This is a genomic window from Pseudoalteromonas sp. BSi20311 (assembly GCF_000239875.1).
Taxonomy (GTDB): domain Bacteria; phylum Pseudomonadota; class Gammaproteobacteria; order Enterobacterales; family Alteromonadaceae; genus Pseudoalteromonas.
This window is the reverse complement of record NZ_BADU01000002.1, coordinates 1-21,959: the sequence shown is the minus strand read 5'-3', so window position 1 is coordinate 21,959 and position 21,959 is coordinate 1. Positions and strand designations below refer to the sequence as shown.

18 protein-coding genes and 3 tRNA genes are annotated in these 21,959 nt (G+C 41.0%); 8 read left to right on the top strand and 13 right to left on the bottom strand.

The genetic code is table 11. The features are described 5' to 3' along the window. The first annotated feature begins 106 nt into the window (after nucleotides 1–106). Nucleotides 107–1,420, top strand: coding sequence for a short-chain fatty acid transporter (locus tag P20311_RS00210; protein ID WP_008108291.1), 1,314 nt, complete (start codon nucleotides 107–109; stop codon nucleotides 1,418–1,420). A gap of 101 nt (nucleotides 1,421–1,521) precedes the next feature. Here the strand turns inward: P20311_RS00210 and P20311_RS00205 are convergent, their stop codons facing one another. Beyond that, nucleotides 1,522–2,154, bottom strand: coding sequence for a CPBP family intramembrane glutamic endopeptidase (locus P20311_RS00205; protein WP_238529415.1), 633 nt, complete (start codon nucleotides 2,152–2,154; stop codon nucleotides 1,522–1,524). 400 nt (nucleotides 2,155–2,554) lie between these two features. After that, a complete protein-coding gene (locus P20311_RS00200; protein WP_008108288.1) occupies nucleotides 2,555–3,571 on the bottom strand; it encodes a metalloprotease in 1,017 nt (338 codons plus the stop codon). A gap of 178 nt (nucleotides 3,572–3,749) precedes the next feature. Between P20311_RS00200 and P20311_RS00195 the strand changes: the two genes are divergently transcribed. Beyond that, a complete protein-coding gene (locus P20311_RS00195; RefSeq protein WP_036984551.1) occupies nucleotides 3,750–4,964 on the top strand; it encodes an EAL domain-containing protein in 1,215 nt (404 codons plus the stop codon). Between the two features lie 38 nt (nucleotides 4,965–5,002). Here the strand turns inward: P20311_RS00195 and P20311_RS00190 are convergent, their stop codons facing one another. Next, a complete protein-coding gene (locus P20311_RS00190; RefSeq protein ID WP_008108284.1) occupies nucleotides 5,003–6,070 on the bottom strand; it encodes a hemolysin family protein in 1,068 nt (355 codons plus the stop codon). Between the two features lie 84 nt (nucleotides 6,071–6,154). Between P20311_RS00190 and P20311_RS00185 the strand changes: the two genes are divergently transcribed. Further along, nucleotides 6,155–8,647, top strand: a complete 2,493-nt coding sequence (locus P20311_RS00185) for a S9 family peptidase (RefSeq protein ID WP_008108282.1) — start codon at nucleotides 6,155–6,157, stop codon at nucleotides 8,645–8,647. A 165-nt stretch (nucleotides 8,648–8,812) separates the two neighbouring features. Then, nucleotides 8,813–9,517 (top strand): response regulator transcription factor, encoded by a 705-nt coding sequence (locus P20311_RS00180; protein WP_008108280.1) that lies wholly within the window; start codon nucleotides 8,813–8,815, stop codon nucleotides 9,515–9,517. A 4-nt stretch (nucleotides 9,518–9,521) separates the two neighbouring features. Here the strand turns inward: P20311_RS00180 and P20311_RS00175 are convergent, their stop codons facing one another. From P20311_RS00175 to nudE, 7 genes are all read right to left on the bottom strand, one after another. Next, nucleotides 9,522–11,033 carry a YifB family Mg chelatase-like AAA ATPase gene (locus P20311_RS00175; RefSeq protein WP_008108279.1) on the bottom strand — a complete coding sequence of 504 codons (1,512 nt, stop codon included), beginning with the start codon at nucleotides 11,031–11,033 and terminating at the stop codon, nucleotides 9,522–9,524. Nucleotides 11,034–11,333: 300 nt separating this feature from the next. After that, the gene (locus tag P20311_RS00170; protein WP_008108278.1) at nucleotides 11,334–11,948 is read right to left on the bottom strand and encodes a trimeric intracellular cation channel family protein; all 615 of its coding nucleotides are present in this window, start codon (nucleotides 11,946–11,948) and stop codon (nucleotides 11,334–11,336) included. Between the two features lie 332 nt (nucleotides 11,949–12,280). Then, nucleotides 12,281–12,357, bottom strand: a tRNA-Met gene (locus P20311_RS00165). Between the two features lie 68 nt (nucleotides 12,358–12,425). Then, nucleotides 12,426–12,502 (bottom strand) — tRNA-Met (locus P20311_RS00160). Between the two features lie 81 nt (nucleotides 12,503–12,583). Further along, nucleotides 12,584–12,660: transfer RNA gene (locus tag P20311_RS00155), tRNA-Met, on the bottom strand. Nucleotides 12,661–12,801: 141 nt separating this feature from the next. Next, nucleotides 12,802–13,599: a 3'(2'),5'-bisphosphate nucleotidase CysQ gene (gene cysQ / locus P20311_RS00150; RefSeq protein ID WP_008108277.1), complete on the bottom strand. Its 798-nt coding sequence runs from the start codon at nucleotides 13,597–13,599 to the stop codon at nucleotides 12,802–12,804. Further along, on the bottom strand, nucleotides 13,592–14,164 hold the full coding sequence (gene nudE / locus P20311_RS00145; RefSeq protein ID WP_008108276.1) for an ADP compounds hydrolase NudE: 573 nt from the start codon (nucleotides 14,162–14,164) through the stop codon (nucleotides 13,592–13,594). The genes cysQ and nudE overlap by 8 nt, the downstream gene beginning before the upstream one ends. A gap of 264 nt (nucleotides 14,165–14,428) precedes the next feature. Between nudE and yrfG the strand changes: the two genes are divergently transcribed. Further along, a complete protein-coding gene (yrfG, locus tag P20311_RS00140; protein ID WP_008108274.1) occupies nucleotides 14,429–15,076 on the top strand; it encodes a GMP/IMP nucleotidase in 648 nt (215 codons plus the stop codon). On the opposite strand, the gene P20311_RS00135 is transcribed toward yrfG, so the two are convergent. The 3 genes from P20311_RS00135 to P20311_RS00125 form a co-directional block, all read right to left on the bottom strand. Then, nucleotides 15,077–15,700 (bottom strand): dUTP diphosphatase, encoded by a 624-nt coding sequence (locus P20311_RS00135; RefSeq protein ID WP_008108273.1) that lies wholly within the window; start codon nucleotides 15,698–15,700, stop codon nucleotides 15,077–15,079. A 52-nt stretch (nucleotides 15,701–15,752) separates the two neighbouring features. Then, entirely contained in the window at nucleotides 15,753–16,121 is a 369-nt protein-coding gene (locus P20311_RS00130; RefSeq protein WP_008108271.1) for a YacL family protein, read from the bottom strand. 314 nt (nucleotides 16,122–16,435) lie between these two features. Further along, entirely contained in the window at nucleotides 16,436–16,660 is a 225-nt protein-coding gene (locus P20311_RS00125) for a hypothetical protein (RefSeq protein ID WP_008108268.1), read from the bottom strand. Between the two features lie 314 nt (nucleotides 16,661–16,974). Between P20311_RS00125 and uvrD the strand changes: the two genes are divergently transcribed. From uvrD to P20311_RS00110, 3 genes are all read left to right on the top strand, one after another. Further along, entirely contained in the window at nucleotides 16,975–19,140 is a 2,166-nt protein-coding gene (uvrD, locus tag P20311_RS00120; RefSeq protein WP_008108265.1) for a DNA helicase II, read from the top strand. After that, nucleotides 19,118–21,208 carry a GNAT family N-acetyltransferase gene (locus P20311_RS00115; protein WP_008108261.1) on the top strand — a complete coding sequence of 697 codons (2,091 nt, stop codon included), beginning with the start codon at nucleotides 19,118–19,120 and terminating at the stop codon, nucleotides 21,206–21,208. Before uvrD ends, P20311_RS00115 begins: the two co-directional genes overlap by 23 nt. Further along, on the top strand, nucleotides 21,177–21,959 hold a 783-nt coding region (locus P20311_RS00110), incomplete at its 3' end, for an ABC transporter substrate-binding protein (protein ID WP_036984541.1). The genes P20311_RS00115 and P20311_RS00110, both read left to right, overlap by 32 nt.

Genomic DNA, 21,959 nt, shown 5'->3' with positions numbered 1-21,959 from the left:
CCTTTAAAAAATCTGCCTTACTGAGTGGTTATTCAAAGCGGTGTTTGCTAATCCTAAGATTTCATGATTAATTAGCAAATAAGTTTTCACTAACTCGTTATTAATTATGCTCAATAAAGTTGCCAGCCCGTTTACTAAGCTCGTCGAGCGCTACTTACCCGACCCATTTATATTTGTCATTATGCTCACTATTATTACCTTGGGTATTGCGAATTTAGCGACTCCTGCAACTACACTTGAGGTAATCACATCATGGGGTAGCGGGTTTTGGAACTTACTAAGCTTTGCCATGCAAATGCTGTTGGTGCTAGTAACAGGCTACATGCTCGCCAGTACCTCGTTAATAAGTAAGTTACTGACAAAGTTGGCAACGCTTGCCAATACAGCTCCAAAAGCCATTATTTTAGTGACTTTTATTTCGCTTTTAGCAAGCTGGCTTAATTGGGGGTTTGGTTTAGTGATTGGGGCTTTATTTGCTAAAGCGATTGCCAAACAGACTCGAGTGGATTACCGGCTATTAGTAGCGAGTGCTTACTCAGGTTTTGTAGTGTGGCACGGCGGATTAGCAGGCTCCGTACCTCTAACCATTGCCAGCGAAGGGCATTTTTCACAGGCAACAATGGGGATTATTGGCACCGAGCAAACCTTGTTCGCAGGTTTTAACATTGCGATTCTGATTGGCTTATTTATTATTATGCCGCTGGTTAACCGCTATATGCTACCAAATGAAAAAGACAGTGTTTATATTGACCCATTACTGCTTAAGAACACTTTAGCCGATAAAGTAACAATAACACGCCCAGCTCAGCATTTAGAGCAAAGTAAGCTGTTAGGTATGGGTATTGGTTTACTCGGACTTGCCTACTTAGGCTATTACTTTTTTATCGCAGGTGGCGGCTTAAACCTAAACAGTGTGATAGGGCTTTTCTTATTTTTAGCTATCACACTACATCAAACACCCCATAACCTACTAAATAGCCTACAACAAGCGATTCCGAGTGGCGCGGGAATTGTCATTCAGTTCCCTTTTTATGCCGGTATTATGGCGGTAATGGTCGATACAGGATTAGCACAGCAGATATCACAAGGCTTTATTGCAATCGCTGATGCCGATAGCTTGCCATTTTACAGTTTTATAAGTGCAGGACTCGTTAATATGTTTGTGCCCTCAGGTGGCGGCCAATGGGCGGTACAAGCACCTATTGTTATACCAGCAGCGCAAGAGCTTGGTGCAGATATGGCGCGGGTTGCTATGGCTGTGGCGTGGGGAGACGCGTGGACCAATTTAATTCAACCCTTTTGGGCTTTACCGGTATTAGCCATTGCAGGGTTAAAAGCTAAAGATATTATGGGTTTTTGCGTAGTGCAGCTATTTATTACTGGGGTGTTTATTGCGTTGATGCTAAGTTTTTATCCGTAAGTATTTTGGTAATAAATAGGCGCGATTTTATATCGCGCTTGCTAGTAGCAAGCCAAAAGAGCTAAGCAAGAAAATAACGCTAACTGATAAGTCATTTAATCTCACCAAATAATTTCACCTAGTGCCAATAAATTACAGATCATGTGAGCGATAATGCAATACCACAAGTTACCCGATAGATGACGAATTAACCCCATCAAGCAAGAAAATACAAACAGTGAAATAAAAATTTCAACTTGATCATACTGCCCATGTAACAATGTAAACACGATACTTGGGATAATAATTGCGCCAATAGCTCCCAAGGCTGTTTGTTTCAGCCTGTAGAATGCTACTCCTCGAAAAACTACTTCCTCAAATATAGGCCCAATAAATACTACTGCTAAAAACAGCATAATTTTAGCTAAAAGCGAGTTTGTTTGTGCTTTAACTTCTAACATGAAATCTGGCAAGGCGACTTCCATAAAGCCAAAAAGCCATTGTTCCAGTAAAACGTAAACCGCTGTTAATAGCACTGTAATGATTAAAGGAAAAAAAGCCACCTTCTCTATTGCTAAACGCCCTATAACTTCGCTTTTATTTTGCGCATCAAGAGTAGACTTTAAAAATGGCAGCGTAAGTACAGCAGTGAAGAAGGTAGATATGAAAGCTAGGCCGGGATTCGAATCTAGTTGCTCTAAATGTGTTAGGTCATTTAACAACAATGCCCCACCACCCGATAAAAAAATAATCAAGTATGAGGCCATTGGGAGCGCCAGTGAAAAAAAGGCCAACCAATAAAGCGTGTACAATAAAGACTCCACTGTACTTTGATTTACATGTTGTTTTATCGCATCATCCATAATTTGTCAGCTCACGGCTTCTTATTATTTTTCATTCTGAAGGATAGTACCATATCAATTACCCCATTGAGAAACAAACCAAAACTAACATCTTGCTATCGCCACACAAACTAAAATAAACACGGTTAGTTTTATTCAGAGAGGTTGTAGAAGGGTTATTACCCCTGTTAAACAGCCATTTTTCTGAGCAACAGCTTTCTTTCTAAACAACAAATGCACAAAAACCTTAAAAAGTAACGTTCAAAAAAACAGCCTGATGAGCGAGCTTTGAGCTACCATACTTTTATTATTGCTAACTCGATAAAATCTTCATCGGTAAGCTTAAAATGGCGTTTTCTGAGCCAGCAAAGTGCATCATCACTGCTACATGGCCTGCAACCACCAGCGCATACATGACCGCTGAAAAACCTTGGCCATATTTATCTAATGACAATAAGTGTGAGTAGTGACGGCCGCGCCATTCAAACACGATTTCCAGTGCCCCAACAAACAAAAAGAACACTAATAGCATTAAACCAAACGTATAGCTGAGCCATAAACCAAACAGCACCCCTAGTAAGCACACACTCAAACCAACCCAAGAGCGCATTGAAAAGCTAATGCTTTTAAGTACATGCCCGCCATCAAGCGGTAAAATAGGCAGTAAATTGAATAAATTAAGCAGTGCACTAAGCACCGCAACACCTGCAAATATTTCCATTTCCGTAGCGTAATAAAGCACTACACCAAGTACAGAAGTAAACAAACCAAAGGCAGGCCCCATTAGTGATATAACCACATCTTGCCAGCGCGTAGTTATTTTATCGTCGCTAACGGCTAACCCGCCTACAAAAGGAATTAAATAAATGCCTTTGGTTTTAATGCCAAAATACTTCATAGCTCGTACGTGGCCATATTCGTGTACCACCAGGCAAGCAATCAGCATTAACGCAAACTCAATGGTAAACAGCCACGCATAACCCGCTACCGATGCACTGGCAAGCGCCACTTTAACAACTTTAGCACTTTTAAATAATTTAAAGCCAAGCGCCGCGAGCCCTAAAAACCCCTTTTTAGGTGCGCCCTGTGCTGCTACAGGTAAAGCTAACTGAGTTGCAAACTGATTATTTACATACAGCGCTAAGCTTTGCTGGCTTACTTCGCTGCTATCAATACCAATTAACTGCTCATCAAGCATAAACTCGACATAATTTTCACGTGGGTTTTCAAATGCAATCGCTTGCTGATCATGAAATATTTTTACAACTTGCTGCTCTGCTATCATCAGCGTAAACGGTTGCTCTGCCAGAGAGAGTTCGACTTTTATCATTATTCTAACCATTATAAATTATGCCGCTAGTATACCTTTCCACCAAAAAAACACGAGTGAGCTAGCATCATTTTATTAGCAATAATTTAAGGTAAAAATGCCTGAAATACTGACAAAAACAATTCAAGCGACTATTTTTAGTATTACAGGAAGTAAGCTACAACTACCAAGGACACCAATGCGAACTCAATTGCCAAACATACTCGTTGTTGATGACTCAAAAGCCATTTTAATTGTTATGAAAGCGATTTTTAATGAGCTCGAAATGCCAGAAGTCACCACTTGCTTAAGCGCAGTTACAGCATTAGAGAAAGTAAAGCCTGATATAAACTTTTATGACGCCATATTTACTGATCTGAATATGCCAGAAATGGATGGTATGGAGTTAATTCGTAATTTAGGTGAAATAGGCTATTGCGGTGCGATTGTTATTATTTCTGAAATGGACCCTAAAATAATCAGCCTAGCAGCTGACCTAGCCAAGCAGCACAATGTGCATTTAATTGGTAACCTTACCAAGCCTGTGCAATTAAATCAGGTAAATACGTTACTTGCCAAAATAGCGCAGTTAAACAGCCACACACTTGTAAAAGAGCGCCCAATTACTAAAGCTAAGCTGATTAACGCATTAAAAAATAATGAAATAACACCGTATTACCAACCTAAAATAAATATAAACAATAACCAAATACAAAGTGTTGAAGTATTGGCTCGCATTGTTTCAAATAAAAACGAACGCGTTATTTTACCAAGCCGCTTTATAAGCCTTGCAGAGCAATGTGACTTAATCAATGACATTACTTTTACGCTGTTTGAAAAAGCCTGCAGTGACTTAAAACAGCTGAAAGAACAATTGGGAGAAAGCTTAAAGTTGTCATTTAATATGTCGCCATGCCAGTTAAATGATTTGAACTGTCCTAATAAGTTATTACTGCTATTACAAAAGCACGGCGTGCTTCCCAATGATGTGGTTGTTGAAATAACCGAACAACATGCGCTTTCAAGCTATACCCAACTTGAAACCTTAAATAGATTCAGAATATTTGGTTTTGGTATTTCGCTGGATGACTTTGGTACTGGCTTTACTAATATTAATCAACTAAAACAACTTCCTTTCACTGAAGTTAAAATAGACCGCTCTTTTATAAGCCATATTGAAACCGATAAGTTTTCGCAAGTGGTGGTCAGCTCATTAATTAATATGACTAGCCAAGAGCAGCTACAACTTGTTGCTGAGGGTGTTGAGCGACCAGAAGAACTTGCCTACCTAAAGCACTATCAAACAGACTTAACTATACAAGGATTTTTGTTTAGCTGCCCAAAAGCAAAAGCTGAATTTATCTCATGGGCACAGCACTGGATAAAAACAGCCACTAAAACAAATAATAACTAGGGCCTGCTGACCTTTGTCTGTTGATATTTACAGACCCCCTAACGAGGTTCGTTATCGTCGGCGCTGACGATATGCTCACTATCAGCTAAACGTTGATGCCAACGTTGTTTAGCAACGGCACGCATGTTGGTAGATTGATCTCGCTCATCAACAATTTCTAAACCCATTAACGCTTCGATCATATCTTCTAGGGTTACAATGCCTTGTACATCACCGTATTCATCAATCACTAAACAAATATGGGTTCGCTTAGTGAGTAATGTTTGTAATAACGACGACACGTTTTGCGTACTCGGTACGGTATAAATAGGCTTAACCAGCTTACTAATTTTGTAGTCTGTACCTAAGCGGTGGTATGCCAACATGATATCGTTTTTATGAACAAACCCTATGATATCGTCAGCATCTTTGTCGTAAATTAGCACTCGAGAGAATGAGGAAGAGCCATGTTCACTTAAGTACTGATTAACAGTAAGGTCTTTATGAATTTTAAAAATAACCGTACGCGGAGTCATTAAATCGGTTAGTTTTGCATGTCTAAAGTGCAGTAAGTTGCGGATGATCTCTGATTCATCAGCATGAAGTGCCCCTGACTCACTGCCAATATCGGCCATCGCTTCTATTTCTTGGCGAATATAATAGGCCTCATTATGCTTTTGCCCCATCAAATTGGTTAGCTTTTGTGCAGCCCATACAAACGGCTTAAGTACTAACACCAAAATACGTAAACCATAAGTCACACTCGGTGTTAAAGCACGCCAATAATTGGCACCCAAGGTTTTTGGAATAATCTCAGATAACACCAGTACCAATAAAGTCATAATTGCAGATGCAATCCCCACTGCAGCATCTGAGAATACAACGGCGGCTTGTGCACCTACCCCTGCGGCACCAGCAGTATGGGCAACTGTATTAAGCGTTAAAATAGCCGCTAATGGCTGATCAATATTACTTTTTAGCTTTTCAAGCTGCTTCGCCAGCACTGGACGCTCTTTGCGCAGCAATGCAACATAACTAGGCGAAATGCTTAATAGCACCGCCTCCATTATTGAACACAAAAACGAAATCACAATCGCTGTAACCATGTAAATGATTAATAGTGTCACTTTTTTTCCTCTATATTGGATATATGAGCATCATAACAATACATGCTATATTTGGCCAAATACCCAATAATAATAGGCATAACAATGAATTTAAGCGCACCTTGGCATCGTTACGCAAAACGTTTTACTTACTTAGCAACCCTACTAACATTAAGTAGTCTGAGTTTAACGACCTTAGCCGCCCCACTCGATCAATCAAAAATCCAATTTATTGGTCCGCTTGCAGAAGATATGCAAGCTAAGCCATTTCAAACACCCCATAGCGATGTGATTATAAATAATCTAATTGCACAACTTAAATTAAATACAGAAAGCTTTGTTGTATTTGGTAAAAAACACAAGTGGCAACCACTTGATAAAATTAACGCGCTTACTTTAGGCGGTTTACAAGCACTTAAATTTAATTTGGAAACTAACCGATTTACACAAGGTTCCTTAAACATTAAAGGAATAGAGCAAGGTCAGGTTTTTATCAATGCTGAGAAGCAAACTGGTGAAAAACAACGCTATCAGCTTGCTTTAAATAACGGCTCACATACCGTGCTCGTCATCGCTCAACAGGTTGCTAATTGGAATGATGTTAGCTTAGAGTTTGTGCCAAAAGCAGAAACTGACGTCGTGACCCTAACGACAAATAAAACCAAACGCTTATCGGCTAAGCAATTGTTTGACGCCCCTACGATTAGTGCCCTCTCTTTGTCGCCTGATGCCAAACATTACTTAAGTACAACCAAGCACTATAGTGATAAAACCGGCAACGACGCCATTACCACAACCGAGCTTAAAAATACTAATAACCAAACGGTATACCGATTTGAAGCAGCCCAGCCAAGTCAGTTCATTTGGAGCCCTAATAACCAATTTTTAGTTTATTTACTAAACGGTGAATTAAAGCAACTAAACCGTAAAAACTTAACAATTAAAACTTTAGCTTCTGGCCTTGAAGGCGCAAGTAATTTCAACTTTTATAACGACAGCAGTATTATATTTAGTTGGTCAAAATCGCCAGAAGAAAATAACAGCCTAACCAAGCACCATAAAGGTCTTCAAGATCGTTGGTCATATGCCCGTACGGTTAGCCAATTATATTTACTCGATACCAACAGTGGTCTAACCAAAGCTCTGACCGAAGGCGTATTGAGCCATCAACTTGAAGATGCTAACAGCAACCGTGGAAAGCTATTAATAAGTCGTCCAGTAATGGCGATGCAAGCCTCAACTCACCCAGAGACTGAGTTGGTTGAACTTACATTAAAATCCAACAGCATAAAATCATTAGGTAAGTTTAAAACCTTTAATCAAGCTAAATATGCCGCAAACAATATTTATGTTGTTGCAGGCCCTGATTTTAAGAATGGTGCAGGCAGAACATTACCAAAGAACATGCTGGCTAATAATTACGATGGCCAGCTGTACTTACTAACTGATAATGCCAAAAAAGTAACGGCGTTAAGCAAACAGTTTGACCCTGCAATTGGCACATTAGAAGTACTAAGCAATGGTGATGCGCTAATCAAAGTGACAGAAAAAGATACCCAACCACTGTATTTATTTGACCTGAGTAAACAGCGCTTTAAAAAGTTAAATACAGGTTTTGATATTGTGCAGCAATTTAGCTTTTCAAATACGCGCAATGCCCAGTTATTAATTAGTGGCAGCAATGCGTCGAGCGCTCAACAACTCAAGCGCTTAGACGTAAGTAAAAACAAGGTAGAGCTCATTTGGGATTCAAACCCGATTGCATATGCCAATACGACTATTCCTGCGCTTGAAGAATTTAACTTTACCAATAAGCGTGGCGTAGAAATCTCTGGCCGTGTTTATCTGCCAAGCAATTTTGATAAAGCCAAGAAGTACCCTGCTCTTGTTTATTATTATGGTGGCACCTCACCAGTAACACGCGGGTTTACGGGCCGCTACCCTTTTAACTTATGGGCAGCAAACGGGTATGTGGTTTATGTTGTTCAACCAACCGGTGCAACGGGTTTTGGGCAAACTTTTTCAGCACAACATGTAAATGCTTGGGGCGACTATACCGCCGATGACATTATGCAAGGCACAGAGGCATTTTTAGCTAAATATGATTTTGTAGACAGTAGTAAAGTAGGTAATCTTGGTGCATCTTATGGTGGCTTTATGACTATGCTGCTTGCCACCAAAACCGATATGTTTAGCGCATCTATTGCGCATGCCGGTATTTCAAACTTAACGTCATACTGGGGTGAAGGATGGTGGGGTTATTTATACTCAGGCGAAGCCTCAAAAAATAGCTTTCCGTGGAATAATCCTCAACTTTACAGCCAGCATAGCCCTGTATTTCATGCCGATAAAGTAAATACACCATTACTGCTTATTCATGGTGACAGTGATACCAATGTGCCTGTGGGCGAAAGCTTAACTATGTACACAGCCCTAAAACTGCTTAATAAAGACGTTGAAATGATAGAGTACAAGGGGGCTGATCACCAAATATTTGCGCGCGATAAGCGATTTAATTGGTGGAACACCATGTTGGCTTACTTTGACAAAAAGTTAAAAAATGAACCACAATGGTGGGATTCAATGTATAAAGATTAGTAACCATAATGCGCACTTTGTCGCTCAAGTGAAAAGTGCGCATTACAAAAGTAATGTTATTAGACCAATTCGTAATATAATGTTACCGAAAAACAACGTTCTCTGTGTTATGCAGACCATTAATAATGCTAATATACAAAGCTGAAACTAAAAAAAAAACAGACTATGGCAATTAATGTTTTATTGGTTGAAGATGACGAATTACTCGTAAAGCGCATCCAAAATCATTTTATAAATACCGAGTTTTCTATTGACGTTGACCCCACAGGGGCCGATGCGTTAAATGTTGTTAAAAGCCGCGTAAGTCAGCGCAATACGATTTCCTTGGCAATAATTGATATTGTGCTACCAAAACGCGACGGTTTACAACTTGCCAAAGAGCTAAATACGCTCACCGATATTGGCGTTATCTTATTATCGAGTCGTGACTCACAAGCCGATCGAATTGCAGGCCTTGCTCAAGGTGCCGATGACTATATTTGCAAGCCGGTAGATTTACTTGAGCTTGAGCTAAGAATGCGCGCCCTATACAAACGAGTTGCCAATAATCACAGCGACGATGACAGTGAAGAGTTTATTGAATACGCCGATTTTAAGCTTCATCCAGATAATCGCACCCTTATTACAGCCAGTGGGATTGAATCACGACTGACTGAAGCAGAACACAAAGTGCTTATTTGTTTGATTGGTAATGCTGGTAAAGCGACTTCCCGTGAAAAAATATCAGAAGAAATTGGCCAGCCCGATTGGAGCCCCAACGATCGCACAGTAGACGTGTTAGTGGGTCGTTTACGTAAAAAGCTGAACGATGAGAAAGATCAAAAACGTATTGTCACTGTTCGCGGTAAAGGCTATATGCTTTCAATTTAAAGCCTTAGTGTTGGGTTAACTGCGATAATAAACGCTCAAATGCCCGATAATTAAGCGCTTCTTTAAGCTCATTTAAACTGATTTGTGGCGCACCTTTTAAATCACTAATAGTTCGCGCCACTTTGATTACTCTATGATAAGAGCGCGGCGATAGCGCCAGCTTTTCACTGGCTCTGGCTAAAAACTGCAGCTCTGCAGGTGGTAACTCACAGTGCAAGTTCATCTCTTTGTTATTTAACCGCGCATTTACTTTACCTTGGCGTTTAAGCTGAACTGCATAAGCTGCTTCTACTCGTGCCCTCACCTCAGCACTGGTTTCTTCTGTAGTTGTACTTTGTAGCTCCACGCTGCTCAACCTTGGTAATTCAATTTGCAAATCAATTCTGTCAATAAACGGCCCCGATACTCGCGATAAATAGCGCATTACCTGATCGGGTGTCGCCCGTTTATCATGATGACACCCTGTCGGACTGGGATTAAGTGCTGCAATAAGCTGAAACTGCGCTGGAAATTCCATTTGTCTGGCCGCGCGCGAAATCGTCACTGTTCCGGTTTCCATTGGCTCGCGTAGCGAGTCTAGCACTTTACGCTCAAATTCAGGGAGCTCATCTAAAAACAACACACCATTATGCGCTAACGATATTTCACCGGGTTTAGGGTTAGACGAGCCACCCACCAGCGCTACTGCAGAACAAGTGTGGTGCGGGTTACGAAACGGTCGCTGACGCCAATTGGTTAAATCAATTGAGTGGCCAATAATTGAATATAAAGCAGCAGTATCAATGGCTTCATCATCAGACATGGTTGGCATTATGGTGGCCATTCGTTGTGCAAGCATTGATTTTCCGGTTCCTGGTGGACCTAAAAACAATAAGTTATGCCCACCAGCAGCGGCAATTTCTAATACACGCTTTGCACCAGGCTGGCCCTTTACATCGCTTAAATCGAGTAAAAAATCTGGCGCTTGGGTGCAATCAGGGTAGGCAATATTGAGTGGTAAAGGTTGTTGATTGAGTAAGTCTCCCCACACCTCTTGTATAGAACTGACGGCTTTTCGCTTTACACCACTGACAAGGCTGGCCAAACTGTCATTTTCAAGAGGCAGAAAACAGCAACGATTTTGCTCTTTAGCACCAAGCACTGAAGGCAAAATGGCATTTACAGCACGTATTTCACCATTAAGTGCAAGCTCACCGTAAAATTCATACTTGTGGATATCAGGGCAAACTATTTGTCCCGATGCGACCAAAATACCTACCGCAATCGCAAGGTCAAATCGCCCTCCATCCTTAGGAAGATCGGCAGGTGCTAAATTAACGGTAATACGCTGATCGGGAAATCCAAATTGCGAGTTTTCTAGAGCACTACGTACTCTATCCTTGGCCTCTTTAACCGACGCCTCAGGTAAGCCGACGATATGAAAGGCGGGTAAACCATTCCCTAAATGTACTTCAACCATCACCTCGGGGGCGTTTATCCCCACCTGCGCGCGAGAAAATATACGGGCTAACGACATTCCTTATCCTAGGGTCTGCTGACCTTTCAAGGTTAAATTTGCAGCAGTCTGTTTGGTATTTAGGCAAGGCAGAGCCTATGTCGTGTGGTTACTCCCCATAAATAGGCGATAACACAGCATTAATGCCAAACAGGCGCTGCCCGAAGGGTTCTGCCTAGGGGCGATTTACTCTTTGTTGCTCGGTTTTCACTTAGTCCACTAGGTTACAAACCTCGCGCCGCGATTAAATCGCCCCTAGTTTGAACAAACTTTAATCCGCAAAGGTCAACAGGCCCTAGTTAACAGCTGTATTAACCCAGTTTAGTCAGGATATTTAAAAACATGTAATATAATCTTCCATTTAATCGCCGAAAAACGTAGCAATAAGGTCATTAGCATACTCAGAATCATTGCCACTTCCACCGTTAACGATAGGTTGATACTTAATGTATAGACAATGCCACCAGCAATACAGGTAATAGCATACAGCTCACCTTTAAGCAGCATGGGAATATCGCGGGCAAGCACGTCGCGAATAAGCCCACCAAAACAGGGGGTTATTACAGCCATAATCACAACCGTCATATCTGGCATACCAGCCAATTGCGCTTTTTGCGCTCCCATGACCGCAAAAAAGGCTAAGCCAAACGCGTCAGCGGTTTGCAATACATAGTATGGAATGGATTTTTGCTTATTGATCAGTCGTGTAGTAACCAGAACCGCCACCAAAATAGCGTAGAAGTAGCTTTGGTCGTGTAACCAAAATACGGGCTGGTCGAGTATCACATCGCGAACGGTACCGCCGCCAATAGCCGTAACAGTTGCAAGTACAACTACACCAAAGCCATCCATTTTCTTTTCATAGGCTACCAAGGTGCCTGAGATAGCAAATACCGCCACACCTATTAAATCAAACCAGTGATAAAGTTCAGTCATAATTTTGATTACAAAAAGTTTTAAAGAGTTTAGTGCATAGCATACTAAATATTCAGCAATAACACTTTCAAAAAGTAGAATTAGAAAAGAACAGCAGATATACGTGTTAAAAATAGCGTGAGGGAATATGAATTTTAGGCATAAAAAAACACGCTTTAGGCGTGTTGCTTTACTATAACTGTTTATTTCAGTGGTTGCGGGAGCCGGATTTGAACCGACAACCTTTGCTGGCTAATGGAGAGCTGAGACCGACGAGCTATTTACTTCACTGAATTTCAGGCATAAAAAAACACGCTTTAGGCGTGTTGCTTTAATATAACTGTTTATTTCAGTGGTTGCGGGAGCCGGATTTGAACCGACGACCTTCGGGTTATGAGCCCGACGAGCTACCAGACTGCTCCATCCCGCGCCTGAAATTGCAGATTTATTTATAAGTTGCTTACATTACAACTTGGCTTCCAATCCTCTAAAGGAAATTGGTTGCGGGAGCCGGATTTGAACCGACGACCTTCGGGTTATGAGCCCGACGAGCTACCAGGCTGCTCCATCCCGCGCCTGTATATTTAAAGTCTATCGACTACTTAATTTTTACTCTTAAGCTTGAGTTTTTACAGTACCTAATTTTCTAAAAAAATTGGTTGCGGGAGCCGGATTTGAACCGACGACCTTCGGGTTATGAGCCCGACGAGCTACCAGACTGCTCCATCCCGCGCCTGTAATCTCTTAGTAACAGTATTGTGTTATTCACAAGCCTGTTTCGAAGAGAGCGCTATAATATAGGAATAAACCTATAATGCAAGGTTTTACTAATTAAAAGCGTTTAAGTGAACAAAAACCCATCAAACAGTGGTATTTACAGTAATCGTTGATGTGGATTTATCATTTTTTGCCACTCCCAGTCGGGATGACCCATAACAATAAAATCCGGATTTTCTGTACTTTCTCTTTGGTTATACGTTAAAGGATTAAATTCAGCGTCGGTAATACAGCCGCCCGCTTCTTCAACAATAACTTGCGATGCACCCGTATCCCACTCACCTGTAGGACCTATTCTTAAAAAACAATCTGCTTTACCCTCAGCAACAATACACGCCTTAAGTGAACACGAACCTAAAGCCACCGTTGCAAATTGCGCATTTAGATACTGGCTAACTGCTTCTATTTTTTGGCGGCGGCTTACAGCCAAAGTTAAACTCTCGGGCGGTGCTACAAATATTTGTTTATCGTGCTCACCTTCACGCTTAAATGCCCCATTTTTAGCCGTTGCATAATAGGTCACGCCCTTTGCTGGCCAATGAATAACCCCCAGCACTGGGTGGTTATTTTCTATCAATGCAATATTAACGGCAAAGTCACCACTTTCGAGTATAAATTCACCGGTGCCATCCATTGGGTCAAGCAACCAATAACGTTGCCAGTGCTGTCTATCTTGCAACGCTGGAATGGGGGTTTCTTCTGACATAATTGGGATGTCGGGAGCAAGCGCATTTAAACCTGCTACGAGCACATCATTTGCGGCAAGATCGGCTTTGGTTACTGGCGTATTATCTGATTTTTCTTGCTGACCAATATCGTCTTTTTTATACAAAGACATAATGGCATCCCCTGCACTTTGCGCAAGCTCAATACATGGCTCTAGAAGTTTATTCATTAATGTCTCCTGAGGCTAAATACTTATCTAATAATAGCAGAGCCGCAACACTACGTGCTTCAGTAAAGTCAGGTTGTTCTAATAACGACTGCCACTGTGAAAGTGGCCATTTCACCACCACTAAGGGCTCAGGCTCATCGCCTAGTAAGGTTTCAGGATATAAATTTTTAGCAAACAAAATATGCATGGTTGCGTTAAAATAGCTCGGTGCCATAGTGACCGTTTTAAGCGGTTTAAAGTATTCAGCGCCAAAGCCAATTTCTTCTTTGAGCTCTCTGTTTGCAGCCTGTTCAGGCGTTTCACCTGGGTCAATCAGCCCTTTGGGAAACCCTAACTGATAGTCATTGGTGCCTGCACAATACTCACGAACCAGTAATAACTCATTTTCAGTGGTCATAGGTACAATCATAACGGCTCCACGACCACCGCCGCGAATTCGCTCATACTGACGCTCTTCGTTATTTGAAAACTTAAGCTCTAATGACTCCACAGTAAATAAGCGACTTTTAGCGACAACATTATTACTGAGAATTTGTGGTGGTGTTGGGTGCTTTTTCTGTGTCATGGGCATCAATTTGCTATCATTGCAGTTATACTAATCATATACCCAAATGAGTATAAGATGCGAGTTTCAGTTTGAATTAAAAGCAATTTAATTGAGCAAATAATTCTCGGGTTTAGCTAAGGTTAATTCTTTATTTTAGGCTACGAATACGCTCTTAATATAGTATTGTCGGATTTATACCTTAATAACTCAATTAACAAAGTTCATTAATCTACTTCATCGCAACTTATTCATTTCAAAAAGTAGTTTTCACAAGGATACATCATGCTCAACTGGTCAAAAATCGATACTGTATTACTCGACATGGATGGAACTTTACTTGATTTACATTACGACACTGACTTTTGGCTCAACGTTGTACCCCAACAACATGCTCTTGCTCAAAATATCAGTTTTGATGAAGCCCGCGCAGATATCTTAAAACGCTATCAGGCTGTGAGTGGCAAAATTCAGTGGTACTGCTCTGACTATTGGGAAGCACAGCTAAACTTACCTATTCTCGAACTAAAGCGCCAGTCTGCCCACTTAATCAAAATTCGTGAAGACGTTCCGCATTTTTTAACTGAACTTAGACGAGCAGGTAAAGAGCTCATTTTGCTGACTAATGCCCATCCTGAATGCGTCATGCTTAAATTTGAACATACCGCTATTGATAACTATTTAGACGGGGTAGTGTCAACGCATGAATATGGAGTAAGTAAAGAGCAACAAAGCTTGTGGCATAAAGTGCAAGGGGACTTAGGGTTTGATAAACGCCGCACTTTATTTGTAGATGACAGCTTACCGGTATTACATGCCGCACGAGAATACGGCATTGAGCATTTACTTGCGGTTGCTAACCCTAATAGTCAGCAACCACATAACGATATAACCGACTACTTAAGCGTAACCGACTACCGCGCTATTATATAATTAGCTTTTTGGGTAACGCGCTACTAAGCCTTGATATACCTGTTTTGCAAAATCTGCATGTTCAGTATCAAGGCTTTTAACTACTTCTACTAAGTGTTCGTTATCTTCTTGACCATGCCATACTTTAATGTAGCTGCCATCTTTGTAACCATGATCTTGGCGGAAAAAGTTAAGCGTATTTTTACCTACATAACCACGGTATAAATCATCAATATCCATGCCTATTTGCGCCATACAACCAGCAAAGGCGGCTGCATCAAAGGTTTTATTGGCAACAGCACTGGCCGCTAGTAATTCAAGCGTTTGTTTAAAGTCATCACCTTGTTGTGGTGCACTCATTTCGGCTTGTAGTTGCGTAGCGATTTGCTCATAGCTGGTCTCACCGTCAATACGCAACGATAAGCCAAAGTGAAAAATATCAACCAGCTCTAAAATCACTTGTTCAGTATCTGGAGTTTGTTTTTTCCACCATTTCCAACCGTAATGATCTAACATTTCTGCACATTCAACCCAAATAGCTCTATACCATTCAAAGCCTTGACTAAACCATTGCTCATGTACTTTAGTATTCATGGCATTTTGCATTTCTAGCATAACAACTAGCTTGTTTAAATTCGCAGACATATTGGTTCCACTGTTGGATTTATAATTAGGGTAATAATACAGATAATATAACTTAACGACCAGCCGAAAACTCATGCCATGAGTTGATCAGGTCAACAAAGTCTTCAAAACCACAACCACTGCTTAAATCATTCTCTTCAAGCATTAATTCGTCATCTTGGTAGGCTAATATATCTTCGTTATCTTGATGCAGCGCATGCGCTTCAAATAACGCTTCATCTTTAGAAAGGATCAGGTCAATTTCTTGGCCTTTAAGTGTTAACGGTTCAAAGCTTGAACTCACCGAGCTAATAAGCGCCAGCACCATAGCCACTTTGTCTTTGCCTATTTCTTCGTTTAACCAACGGCCTATAATCGCATGCTCGCTGCTTATTTTAATTCTTAACCCACTAATAGGGTCGCGAATAAATTGGTATTCCATATACTTTTATTCCAGTACTGCTAATTACAACAGATTATAACCCAGTCAGTTATGAATAACGCAAGCCAGACACAAAAATAGCGCCATAAGGCGCTATTTAACCTGAACTCTGGTTAAGAGATTTACTAAAATATTGAATCAAAATGATATTTATGTTTGTTTTCTCTAGCCAGAGATTTTCAGTGAAAACAAGGCGAAATTACGCGTCAATAGCTAGTCTATTGCAAGTAAATTCAACGCAGTTAGCGCTCAAAATAGCTGCTTGAGATAGATTTATTATCCAGAGTTCAGGTTATTTAGTATCATCAATTTAGCTAACCGCCTGAGCGATAGCGGGCAGCGTCAATAATTGCCCATAAATGGAATACGGCTCCAATTACGGCTGGAACCACTAAAAACCATAATGCATAGCCGCCAAAAACCAAAATTGCAAACACCAGCGCAGCTAGAATACGCCCCTGCACCAGTTGCCCTAAACCGGGGAAAAAAATATTACATAGAGCGGCGATTACATTACCGCCAGAACCTTGTTCAGCCATACCAACCTCTGTAGTTTAATTAATTTTGTATTTGTACTTATTATTTATACTTACACACTTTATGCCAATTTATTAAGGCTTACAAATCATACAGTTAAATTATTACCAATTTATCACTTTAGTATTTTTTGCCAAATTTAGGTCAAATTAGCAATTTTAAATACATATTTTATTACTTGCTCTGTATATATTGGTATCAATACAGTAACTTAAATACCTATTTTATAAATAGCTGTTTATAAAAACAGTATTTTATTTAGCCTAACAAAAACACCTGTTATACTGCTCTCATTATTGATTAAAAAGGCGTAACGATGGACGTTTCAGAATTACTCGATGGCTTAAATGATAAACAACGCGATGCCGTTGCAGCGCCATTACAAAACATGCTGGTATTAGCAGGAGCAGGTTCAGGTAAAACTCGAGTATTGGTTCATCGTATTGCCTGGTTAATGCAAGTAGAGCAAGCCTCTGCCTACAGTATTTTTGCGGTAACCTTTACCAATAAAGCTGCTAAAGAGATGCGCTCAAGGGTTGAAGAAACTCTAAAGGCTCCTGTTGGCGGCATGTGGATTGGTACTTTCCATGGTTTATCGCACCGAATTTTACGTGCACATCACCGTGAAGCAAATTTACCCGAAGCCTTTCAAATTTTAGACTCTGACGATCAGCTTCGTATGATCAAGCGCTTATTAAAATCGATGAATATCGATGATAAAAAATGGCCTGCAAAACAATTTGGCTGGTACATAAGCGCTAAAAAAGATGAAGCTCTGCGCCCTAAAGATATTCAAGCATACGATATTAACGAGCAAATGATGCTGCGCGTTTACGCCGCCTATCAAGAAGCTTGCGATAGAGCTGGCCTAGTTGATTTTGCCGAAATATTACTACGTAGCTATGAGGTTCTTAAAAATAACCCAACTCTGCTTCGTCATTATCAGCAGCGCTTTGCGCACATGCTAGTAGACGAGTTTCAAGATACCAATACTATTCAGTATGCATGGTTAAAACTACTTGCGGGCGACACTAGTAGCATCATGATTGTAGGCGATGATGACCAAAGTATTTACGGTTGGCGTGGCGCTAAAATTGAAAATATCAAACGCTTTTTAACAGACTTTGACGCAGAGACAATTCGCCTTGAGCAAAACTATCGCTCGACTGCCACCATTCTTAAAGCGTCTAATGCACTTATACAGAATAACTCCGAGCGTATGGGTAAAAGCTTGTGGACTGACGGTAACGACGGCGAACCAATTTCTATTTATGCCGCCTTTAACGAGCTAGATGAAGCACGCTTTGTGAGTAGCAAATTACGCAGCTGGCTAAATGCCGGAAATGCGCTACAAGATGCGGCTATTTTGTATCGTAGTAATGCGCAATCGCGGGTACTTGAAGAAGCGATGCTACAAGAAGGTTTAAAGTACCGAATCTATGGCGGTATGCGATTCTTCGAACGCCAAGAAATTAAAGATGCCCTCTCATACCTACGCTTAGTGGGTAACCGCCAAGATGATGCCGCATTTGAGCGTGTAATTAATACCCCAGCTCGTGGGATTGGCGACAAAACATTAAGCCACATTCGCGATTGCGCTCGCGCTGAATCTTTGCCGCTTTGGTATGCTGCTAAAGCCATTGTAGAACAACAGCATTTATCGGGTCGTGCATCAGGGGCGGTTGCAAAGTTTGTCGAACTTATTGAGCATATAGAAGATAAAATTAGTGACTTAACGTTGCATGAGCAAGCTAAATACGCGATTCAAACCTCAGGGTTAATGGCTATGTATCAGGCTGAAAAAGGCGAGAAAGGCCGCGCTAGGGTAGAGAACTTAGAAGAATTAATTAGTGCCTGCGATCAGTATGAACTCCCTGAAGAGGAAGAATTTAGCTCGCCACTACAAGGCTTTTTAGCCTATACCTCACTTGAGTCGGGCGAAGGCCAAGCCGATGAGCATGAAGATGCGGTACAAATGATGACGCTTCACTCAGCTAAAGGTTTGGAGTTTCCTTTAGTGTTTATGGTCGGTGTTGAAGAGGGTATGTTCCCATCACAACAAAGTAATGAAGAAACCGGCCGTTTAGAAGAAGAGCGCCGACTTTGTTATGTGGGTATGACCCGCGCTATGGATAAGCTTTATATAAGCCATGCCGAAAGCCGCCGTTTATATGGCCAAGAAAAATATCACAGCCCATCGCGCTTTTTACGTGAAATACCCGAAGACTGCGTAGAAGAAATTCGCATAAAAACGCAAGTATCTCGCCCGCCAGCAGCCGGTCGCTTTAGCGCATCGGTGAGCCATGCTGCATTTGAAGAAAGCGGATTTAACTTAGGTCAACGCGTGCTGCATGCAAAGTTTGGCATTGGCACCGTGCTCAACTACGAAGGCAGTGGCGCACAATCTCGCGTACAAGTTAACTTTGACGACTTAGGCAGTAAGTGGTTAGTAACGGCTTATGCAAGATTACAAGCCGTTTAACCGCGTTATAGAGCATCTGCAACAGCAGCTAACGAATGCTAAACATCGTCAGTTACTGTTGCTTACAGGCGATAAAAATTGGTGTTATGAGCAATGCACTCAGCTGCTTGCTCAATTACAGCAACCCTCTTTTGTTCTTTCTAAAAACACAAATTTAGTTAATGCACATTGGCCAGAGCATACCCATCAAATTTTAGGGCAAGAGTGCGCCCATGCTGTTTATGATGGCTACAGTGGACTGGTGCCAGATAAACTAGCAGCCTTAGCTGGCGTAGTTCAAGCGGGTGGCTTTTTAATTGTATTACTTCCAGCGCTCGAATCACTTGAACATTGGTGCGATCCTGCGCTGCCATTATTTCAATCATTTGGACAAGCGCATCAATACAGCTTTTTTAATCAACGCTTAAAGCACTTACTGAGCAACGCCTCCTTATTACATTTTAATCAACAAGATGGCTGGGTTACTCTTGCCGACATTGATTCATCAGTAGGTACAATAGATTTTACCGAGCAACAACAATGTGTTGAATTAATAAAAAAAACCGCGCACGGACGGGCAAATAGACCATTATTGATTAATGCTGATCGGGGACGGGGTAAATCAGCCGCATTAGGGATTGCCGCAAGCGAGCTCAGCGATAAAAAAATCCTCATCAGCTCTATGCAATTTCGCGCATTGCACAGTAGCTTTAAACATTTAGCAAACGCACTTAATTTAGAGTATCAAACAGGCAATAAATGCATTGCAAATATGCACTATGTGGCGCCTGATCAACTACTTAACGAACAGCCTGAGTGTGATTTGCTGTTAATTGATGAAGCGGCAGCAATCCCTGTTCCAATGCTCATAAAACTACTCCACCTTTATCCTCGCGTGGTCTTTTCAAGCACCATGGTTGGCTATGAAGGCAATGGTCGCGGCTATATTCTAAAGTTTACTCGCTACATTAAAACGCATTTTAAAAATATGCGTAGCATCAGTCTTGAGCAGCCAATCCGTTTTGCAAAGCACGATCCTTTAGAGCTGCACCTTCGTACACTCTTAGCTTTGGATGCAGAACATCACAGCGCTAGTTTGAATACTGCTCCCCTACAATTTAAGCATCTGCAAGCAAATCAACTTACTAACGACGAACCACTGCTTCATCAAGTTGTTGGCTTACTAACACTGGCACATTATCAAACCAGTGTGAATGACTTACGCCACTTACTAGATGCCGCTGGGCAACGCCTATTTGTTTGTCAACAAGGTGATAATATTCTTGGTGTGTGTTTAGTAGCGATAGAAGGTGGCTTTACTACATCGTTGAGTAATGAAGTAGTGCAAGGTAAGCGCCGCCCTCAAGGGCATTTAATGGCGCAAAGCCTTGCACAATTAAGCTTTAACCCTGAGTTATTAAAACAATACTGCGCTCGCGTGGTGCGAATTGCCATTGATCCAGAGCAGCACAATAAGCACCTAGGAACACAATTACTTCATTACTGTGAACAGCAATTACAGAACGAGTGTGATTGGTTTGGTGCTAGCTTTGGTGCTAATGCGCAATTACTTAGTTTTTGGCAAAATAATGACTTTAATTTGGTAAAGCTGGGTTTTCAAAAAGATAAGGCAACGGGTGAACATAGCGCATTAGTTATTAAGCGCTTAACTAAAAATGACCAACTACTAGAACAATTAACAGCCCAGTTCGAAGCTGATTTTCCTTTGCAATTGCTCAGCCATTTTAGTCAGCTAGATTATAAACTGGTAGCAAAAATTGTTTCACGCTTTAATACTCATACCAATAGCATAGCTGATCAATCAAGATTAAAATCTATGTTAACAAGTGACTATCAGCTATTTAATATTAAACCTTTACTATGGCGAAGCTTTTGGGCATCTCCTCTTAGCTTGCCAAATGATGAGGATAATTTCCAATCTGTTTTTATTAGGCTAGTATTACAAAATTGGAAACCTAAAAATATCCAAACCGAGTTAGGTGTGAATGGCATAAAGCCGTTTAATATATTATTAAAAAAGGCTGTAAATAACTGGTATGAACGCACTTCGCATAATAATACACCTTAGTATTGCCCTCATTGCAATAGCCCTAGGGCAGCCTTTAGCCTTTGCAGAGCAAGATAATAGCAAAGTTATTAAACTTGGCATGTCTACAGCGCTTAGCGGACCGGCTCAAAATATTGGTCAACAATTGTATAAAGGCAGTAGCATTTACTTTAACAAGGTTAATAATGCCGGCGGAATAAATGGCGCAGAGGTACAGCTTCTAGTTGCTAACGATAATTACGAACCAAAACAAACTGTTAATAATACCCGTACTTTTATTTATTCCGACAAAGTCGATGCATTGTTTGGTGCCATGGGCACCCCAACCAGCCATGCTATTATACCTTTACTAGAGCAATCAAAAATTCCGTTCTTAATGCCTTTTAGCGGGGCAAGTTTCCTACATGATAAATCACGAGCTAACATATTTAATTTAAGAGCAAGCTACAATGACGAAGCAGCAGAGCAAATTAAATACTTAGTAGAGGAGCGCAAACATACAAAGATAGGGCTATTTATTCAAGCAGATGAGTTTGGCTTGTACGTAGAATCGGGACTAAGAAAAGAACTAGCAAAATATGATCTGTCGCCTATAAAAGTAGCGCGTTATCAACGTAATAGTCATGATGTAGCATCAGCGCTTAATGCCTTACAAGCCAGTGGGGTGACAGCTATCTGTTTAGTTGGCACCTACGCACCACTTGGTGAATTTATAAACAGCGCACATGCGAAGAATTTTACCCCAGACTATACCAGTGTTTCTTTTGTACCT